At 48.2% G+C, this 7,116-nt stretch carries 5 protein-coding genes; 1 reads left to right on the top strand and 4 read right to left on the bottom strand.

Annotation, left to right across the window (positions count from 1 at the left end):
- Positions 1-446: 446 nt before the first annotated feature.
- The 4 genes from QUB25_RS29030 to QUB25_RS29015 all read right to left on the bottom strand — a co-directional run bounded on the left by QUB25_RS29030 (position 447) and on the right by QUB25_RS29015 (position 5,603).
- The gene (locus QUB25_RS29030) at positions 447-3,677 is read right to left on the bottom strand and encodes a DUF3854 domain-containing protein (protein WP_333188854.1); all 3,231 of its coding nucleotides are present in this window, start codon (positions 3,675-3,677) and stop codon (positions 447-449) included.
- A gap of 286 nt (positions 3,678-3,963) precedes the next feature.
- The gene (locus QUB25_RS29025; protein ID WP_333188852.1) at positions 3,964-4,467 is read right to left on the bottom strand and encodes a hypothetical protein; all 504 of its coding nucleotides are present in this window, start codon (positions 4,465-4,467) and stop codon (positions 3,964-3,966) included.
- A gap of 20 nt (positions 4,468-4,487) precedes the next feature.
- Complete coding sequence (locus tag QUB25_RS29020; protein WP_333188850.1) at positions 4,488-4,637, bottom strand: hypothetical protein; 150 nt, start codon at positions 4,635-4,637, stop codon at positions 4,488-4,490.
- A gap of 681 nt (positions 4,638-5,318) precedes the next feature.
- Positions 5,319-5,603, bottom strand: a complete 285-nt coding sequence (locus tag QUB25_RS29015; protein WP_333188849.1) for a hypothetical protein — start codon at positions 5,601-5,603, stop codon at positions 5,319-5,321.
- A gap of 194 nt (positions 5,604-5,797) precedes the next feature.
- On the opposite strand from QUB25_RS29015, the gene QUB25_RS29010 reads away from it, so the two are divergent.
- On the top strand, positions 5,798-6,361 hold the full coding sequence (locus QUB25_RS29010) for a hypothetical protein (protein WP_333188847.1): 564 nt from the start codon (positions 5,798-5,800) through the stop codon (positions 6,359-6,361).
- Positions 6,362-7,116 lie beyond the last annotated feature (755 nt).

The raw sequence follows: 7,116 nt of genomic DNA, 5'->3' as shown, positions 1-7,116 counted from the left end.
GTTCAGCCTCGTGGCTGGAAACGTTATGTGTCGGGTTTTCACCGTGATTCACGCTTCAACGAATCGCACTCTTCCTGTCTTTACACTAAGCGAGCTAGTGAGTAAAATTGACAAAAATACAAAAGGGGTGGCTATGTTCTATAGCACTCAATTCGCTAAAGTCTAGCTTGTTCACTAAAACTTCTGTCTGTCGAGAGCTGGATTAAAAGCCCTTGCTGGTAAGGGTTCCCGGTGTTCTTTCGTTTCCCACGGCAGAGTATAACCAATACTCTGCCGTGGGAACTGAGTATTTGCAAGGCACACGCGGACAGTAAGCGAAAAAATGCCTGTAATCATTACCAGATGAGGGTTTTAATTACTACTTTGCGGTCTATGGCAGCTTCGCTATTCCTACGCCAAACCGCATCAAACGGCTGCTTGTGTGGCTTTTTATTGACTGTCAAGAATTAGCAGAAACCCTCCGAGCGTCGGCGAATTAGTTCGCCTATCCGCTCGCGCACTACGGCGGCCTCAGTGGCTAACCAAGTAGCTATGGTGGCAGCATCGTATTTAATCCCCGGCGCACCCCAGCCAAACATCTGTGTAATCAGAGTTTGCAACTGTTCCGGGAAGTATTCATCCCACCAAACTGTCGCAATTTCTCGCAATTTTTCGGCATCGGCATGAGCAATGGTTTCCGGCTCTGGCGCGATTTGTGCGGGTTCCGGTTCCGCTAATTCCTCTGCTAGTGCGGGTTCAGGCGCTAGTTGCTCCGGTTCCGGTTCGGAGAAATTGTCGCCCAGTGCGCTCGGCTTCGGCGACCGCTGAGAGATTGTCGGTCGCTCTGAATTTTTGGCTAAAAAGGTGAACTCGCTCCGCTCTTCTTCGGTCAGCGCCGCCCAAATCTTCTCTCGGTTTGCAGCTCCCTTGTCACAGACTTTTTTGAGCACTGGCAGAATGTCGGCGGCCGCTTGCCGTGTCAATTCGGGGTCAGGCTCTGCCAGCGCCAATCGAATCATTTGCAGCAAGTCGAGTTCGTCTTCGTTCAATTCTGAATGCTGATCTGAATGCTGACCTGAATGTAGGCTTTGTGTAGGCTGAATGTCTTGCTCTGTATGGCTCGTGTATACCGTGTAAACTTCGGGTGAGGGCAACACTTCCACAACCTCAGCATCAGTATTCACCTGGTCGGGAGAAATTGATGTTGTGCCGCCATCAGTTTCGAGACTTGAGTCAGCAGAACTTGATGTTGTGCCGCCATCAGTTTCGAGACTTGAGTCAGCAGAACTTGATGTTGCGCCGCCATCAGTTTCGAGACTTGAGTCAGCAGAACTTGATGTTGTGCCGCCATCAGTTTCGAGACTTGAGTCATCAGAAGTATTTCCATTCTTTTTTGCAAGTTTTGAGTTTAAGTCTACATAGTCTACACAAGCCTTGTGGGGTAAGAATTGTAAGTCTACATTCCGGTCTGCACCGTGTAGACCTAAATCTACATTTTTGGATTGACTCAACAAATCTTCTACAGTCGAAATGTCTTGGTCAGTATCTGTCCGCAACCTCAACCCTTTGATTGCCATACCAGCAGCCGACCGCTGCTTTGCAACATCTTTCCATTCGAGGACTTCTCGGCAGAGTTCCACCAAATCTGCTGAGAAATTGTTTTTACCTTTGGCGCTGTACCCGGCTCGACGACAGTAATTGTTATAGGAGCCGAACAAAGTTGATTTAGCCGCGACATAATCCGCATCTTTCCATTCGTCTTTATCAGCTCCGATTGCCGTCTGAGCCTCGGTATCGTGAATAATGCAATCGTTGACCCATGACGCCATCGGGTCGGCCCGCACCCGGTCAGCCCAAAAAGTGTCATTGATCCCGGTTCCTTCTTGAGCCAAAATGCGCTCAATTTCAGTCACTGGAATTGATAACAAATATTGGGTAAACGCGCTTAATTCCGGCTCTAATTCTCGTTCGAGGTGGGGGTTTCGCTTAATGGGGGTGTACTCGAATCCTTGTTGAATTATTCGGCGCTTCAACCAGGAAAGTCCGCTGGCTGGGAAACACGGCTGATTTGAAGTAATTAGCGCCAGACCAGAAAAACGGAAATCAACAGCCGATTTGTACAATTGCCGGCCGCTGATTTTACCCCCGCCCGTCAGCGACCTGAAGTTTGATAAATTGCCTGTGTACTTTTCTTGGTCGTCAAAAACCGCTAGCCGCTTTGTCTGTAAATCCGCGACTTTATCAGCTTTGGTTAAATCTTCCAAGTTTCCAATCCAAGTGTTTCGCTCTCCAACCACCATTGTGGTCAGTCGGGAGTAAAGCCCTTTCCCAGTTCCACCGGGGCCGGTCAGCATTAGAAATTTGTGCAAAGAAGCCATACCGCGCAAGCTGGCGGCGATGAAAGCAATCAGAATGTCTTTCTTGTTCCGATTGCCATCGGTGGCCTGATTCATCCAATCGTTGATTTTTGCCCATCCAGTATTAACAGCGCTTCCTTTGTAGCTGCGCGGTAGCGACCAAGTTAGTCGGAATCCGGGGGCGTGTTCTTGCCAAGTGTTGCTTTCAATGGAAAGCACCCCATCTTCAAAGGGCAATAGTTCGTTTGATGGTCGCTCTAACCAATCGAGCACGAATAATTTCCTTTTGAGCGACCCTAGAACGTTGGCGCAGTAGGCGTTGTTGGGTTGCAACCCCCGCGTCTGGCACATGGTATCTATGGCGCTGAGGACATAATCGTCGTTCACCGCCGCCCAAACTCCTTTATGCCGAAGTTCGTACTTCATCCAAGATTTGTGTTCGTCAGAGTAGCAGAGTTGGTCGCGCAGCTCCTCGGCAAGTTCGGCTCCCAATTCTTGGGGTAAAGGAATTTTATTCTTAGGCGATGAATCCTCGCTCTCATCAAGATTGCTCTCCCATTCCTGAAAGCTGACTGACTTCATAAGCATCCGCCTGAACTCTTCTATTCCTTTTCTCTGGATAAAATCATCCATACCTTTGGTTTCTCCTTCACTACCCGGTTCCCATTGTGCAGTAACGCTGCGGACGGGAACGCCAAACTTGAGCAACTGGTGGCCGAGTTTCCGCTGTTCCCAAATGACGTTTGGATTGGTCGCTGCATCTGCATCAAAGGCAATGATGAACCCAAAGCCGGCACGGGCGTAAGCTTCCAGGGTGGGAACGAGATAGCGTTTGTTCTGCAAATCGCTAGCTTTCGCTGTCAGCCCCATGCTGATGCCCATTAAGGCGATTGTCGGTAAGTCGTTGCTGCATCCCGAGATTGCTTTGAACGGCCCTTCGGTAACCAGGAGATAGGGATGGTCGTTAATGCGGTAGCAGTGCTGTTTGAGATTTTCTGGCTCCCAGTAGTTTTTGTCGGTGGGATGCTGGGGCAAGAATGCGTCGTACTCACCAACGGGCGTGCGGTATTTGGGCGCTTTTTTACTGCCAGAAGATTTCCAAGGCTTGTCAGGCCTGAACTGAAATTGTGTGGTTGCACCCACGAATAGGATGCCGCCCGACTTCGCTGCGTAACCCAAGTAAACTGATGCCTCGTCCGCAGATACGGTTCGGCAGGTGGCAAAGCTCCAATAGTTCAACAGTCCCCGGCTCTCAATGTGGCTCTTGTGTTTGGGGCAAAGGTACTCGGTAGATTCAAATTGCTGTACAAGATTCATAGATGCCTCTCTCTCGCTACTCATAGCGCTGCGTGCTGGTTTTGTTTGTAAAAACCCGCTATATGTAGAAGAGACGGCTCTGCTTTAACTACCGTTGATTGGCATTTGGGGCATTTGGGACATTTGGGGCAAATGTGCCAACTATGCCAACTGTGCCAACTATGGCAGTAATGGCAGATTTTAGACTATGATGTATTTAAAGTTTTTTTGTTTTTGTTTGTCTGCCGTCTCTTCTAAAGACTGCGGACTCTTTTTTTGTCTGGTCTAATCGCTGCCGGCGGTCGCTTGTTGACAACAGCCTTTTAAAATTCTATACGCGGACGTATTGCTTAGACTGTTGACTGGCAAGAAATTGTTGATAAGCTTCCTTATCGCAGCCATTGGAATCCACAGAAACCTGGCTAACAATCTCATAAGTCATTGCTTCAGCTTCCTCTGGTGTCAAAGGCTGGCGCTCGCAGTAAGCAATTTGTACGTCCCGAAACTCTGGCATATCCCCTTCAACCTCTGATAGGTCGGCTTCGTACCGGAACACTCTGACCACTACCCAGTCCGAGGGAGTGACAAGGTAAGCTTTCCAAGGGCTACCCTCTTTTTTAACGTGGTAAGTGAGCCGTTCTCCAACTTTGACCTTACGCTTCAGTAGAGGACGCGAATCGTGAGAAAGCTGCAACAGTCGAGTCAACTGTTTCCCGATAACAAGCTCTTTGCTTTCGATAGGAATCCATTTTTCTTGCTCTTTGACCAGGTAGAGGCTAAGGGTAGACTTGCTGGCCAGCGGGTCGTAAAGTTCGAGTTCTTCAGTTTGTGTCATCACATCAAATGCTTTTATAGTTATGCTTCATCCAGATCCGAGTGGTCTTGATGGTCGCCCCACATATCCCAGAAGCTGGTCTGCTTGCCCTTAAACACGCAATCGACTCCGAGGTCTGAATCGTCGTTTTGTTCAACTTTTTTTAGTTCCCACCCATACTTCTTTTCCATTTCTTTGCAATCTTCTTCAGATGAGGCCCAATGCCTGTTTTCGCGATCCGAGTCGTCATCTCTATTTTTGCTAAATGGCTATCCAATCATTGCGGTCACTCCTTTAAATGGATGTGTTTTGAAACGCCTCCTCCTTTCCTAGTAAGCGTTTGAGCGCCTGTAAACTCAAAAAGTTTGAGGCACAACCTCACGCTTGCGTGAGGTTGTGCCTCAAACCGCAGTTTTATGAAGCTTTCGGCGTATCGGAATCTTTTGAGGATCGCACTTAAACCGATGGTCGGAGTTTACTTTCGATGAGATTCTGAGTATTTGCAATCGCTCAGAAATCCGAAACCTATAACTTACACTCCTGTCGAGCTTTGAAAGCTTTTGACAGCAAAAATCTGAGATGTTCTGAACTTTTAGACAAATAGGCTCAGCCGCTTGTGTCTGGCTCATCCGATAACTGTCTAGGCAGCATGAATCCATCGACTGTTAGGGAACCTATTTGCACAGAAGCCCTGACGGTTCTAACTGATTCGGTCATCAGAAACTCTTTTGACGCTTCATCGCGCCCTACGTGGCGTATACACCAAACTCCGACAGTCCAAGCGGGCGCGTATACCGAAAGTTCAACTTAGTTTTTCAAGTAGTGTTTCCCATTCCATAATTTGATTTTTTAGCAATTGAATCCGATCGCCCTTAGCCTTGCGCTTGAGAAACAAACCGCGGCCAGCAAGTTCTTCGCGGGCTAATGCGATACTTTGCTCCAACACTTTTGGTCAATTCCTCCCTATCCTCCTTTTTTAGTTCAGCATCGGTCATCCCCACCATCTGACGGGCGAACTGTTCCAAGAATTCAGAGCGCGAGATGTCAAGAGCCTCAGCCCTGGTGTCGATCGCTTTCATTGCCGTAGGAGTCACAAAAATGCTGTAGCGCTCTTTGTTTTCGCCCCAAGCGCTGCGTTCAGCCGGTTTTCTGGTCATTTGTCTGTGTATGCACAATTAACAATTTTCATCATAGGGCTTGACAACACCCAAACAAAAATGCTATGTATGTGCATACATAGCTATGCCTGTGCATACATAAACATAGCTTAACACCAAAACCAAACCCCGCCCCCTCTGACTCGCAATCTTCTGGGGCGGGGTTTGGCACTCACTTTCGGGAGATTTCCCTTATGTTCGCAGATTATGGGCAGCCATCGCAAGCCGCCCAACCAAGCTTTGTAGAAATACCCAATCCCCGCGTTACCACCACAATGGGACGCATGGAAGTGACCGACGTTCGCTCTGAAACCGTCATGGGTCGCTTGCTTGATGACCGAGACAATTTGATACAGGAAGACGGACAGCCAGTTTACATTTGCGTTCGGAAAGTAGAGATTTTGTGTGCCACCGAACGAGCCAACATGATGAGCTGGTGGCAACTGGAGGAACAAGCGCTGACTCCGTACACAGCACCCAGAAAATATTCAATCGAATCCTTAATCAACAGATTGGACGGACTCAAATTGGATGAACTGTATGCTTTGCGAACCTTGGTTTCTTTGGAGAGCGACCCGTTTCAAGCGTACTCCGGCACTGTCAACAGCGATTTATCCCACTTGCAGCTTTGGTTTCCCACAGTGCGAGTTCTTTGTCGCGTCGAACAAAACCAACTAGCAAGCGCGCTCTGCTGGCGAATAACTAGCGACTCCAACGCACCGACAGCACCTACACCGGGCGACGGGAGGAACGATTAATTCTTGAGTTGATAGAATATGGCATCTAAAAATTCTCTTTTAGTCACGTTAGTGGGTTGAGTTTTTTTTGATGCGCCACTTGTCCAACCTAGAACTAATCACGCCACCCAGAATATCTGGAACATCTTCCACGCGACTAATCCCCTAGAACGAGTAGGAGGCTCAAATGATGACAACAAACTTTGATATTAGGCTGGCAAGGACACCAAGTTTCAGGCCACAATTCGTTTATTCGCAAAATCTGGATTTTGTGCCTAGTCCAGACGATACTTTACCGTCGATTATCAGGGGTGCCAATAGTTTGCCAGCTCAATCTGATGGCTGTGAACGGGTAAGGATAATGGTTTTTGGATCGAGCTACGGGGTTACTTACACGATTCGCTGGCTTTACAGGCTACAGTTCGCTCATATCAACGAGTGGAGTTTCCTTATGCCTGCTCCAAGTGAGGGTGAATTTATGAGCATTGTTACTAAGCGAATCCCATTGAGTTCAACTAACTAATTGGCATAGAACTTGGTAACAACTTCGTCGGCGACGCTGGCGATAGTTTCATCTGTATCAAAAGCGATCGCCAGTTTTTTCTATCAGACACCAGCGAGGCATGACTATGACCAACGGCAACGGGTCTAACGGTGACACGTCTAACGGTGATACGCCCCAACCAGATCCAATACAAAAGTTAACGGTGCGATTCGTTTAACCTAAAGTAGGCTGAAAAGCTTATAGGACGGTTAGCCCAGTTGTTGAGACTGGT

The organism is Microcoleus sp. B3-D7 (assembly GCF_036705305.1).
In the GTDB taxonomy this organism is placed as follows: Bacteria; Cyanobacteriota; Cyanobacteriia; order Cyanobacteriales; family Microcoleaceae; genus Microcoleus.
The sequence above is the reverse complement of the archived record's forward strand: the minus strand, read 5'-3'. Positions and strand labels throughout refer to the sequence as shown.

Excerpts from the sequence above, each read along its gene's own strand:
- QUB25_RS29030 (WP_333188854.1), bottom strand. The coding sequence starts at position 3,677 with ATGAGTAGCGAGAGAGAGGCATCTATGAATCTTGTACAGCAATTTGAA.
- QUB25_RS29025 (WP_333188852.1), bottom strand. The coding sequence starts at position 4,467 with ATGACACAAACTGAAGAACTCGAACTTTACGACCCGCTGGCCAGCAAG.
- QUB25_RS29020 (WP_333188850.1), bottom strand. The coding sequence starts at position 4,637 with ATGGAAAAGAAGTATGGGTGGGAACTAAAAAAAGTTGAACAAAACGAC.
- QUB25_RS29015 (WP_333188849.1), bottom strand. The coding sequence starts at position 5,603 with ATGACCAGAAAACCGGCTGAACGCAGCGCTTGGGGCGAAAACAAAGAG.
- QUB25_RS29010 (WP_333188847.1), top strand. The coding sequence starts at position 5,798 with ATGTTCGCAGATTATGGGCAGCCATCGCAAGCCGCCCAACCAAGCTTT.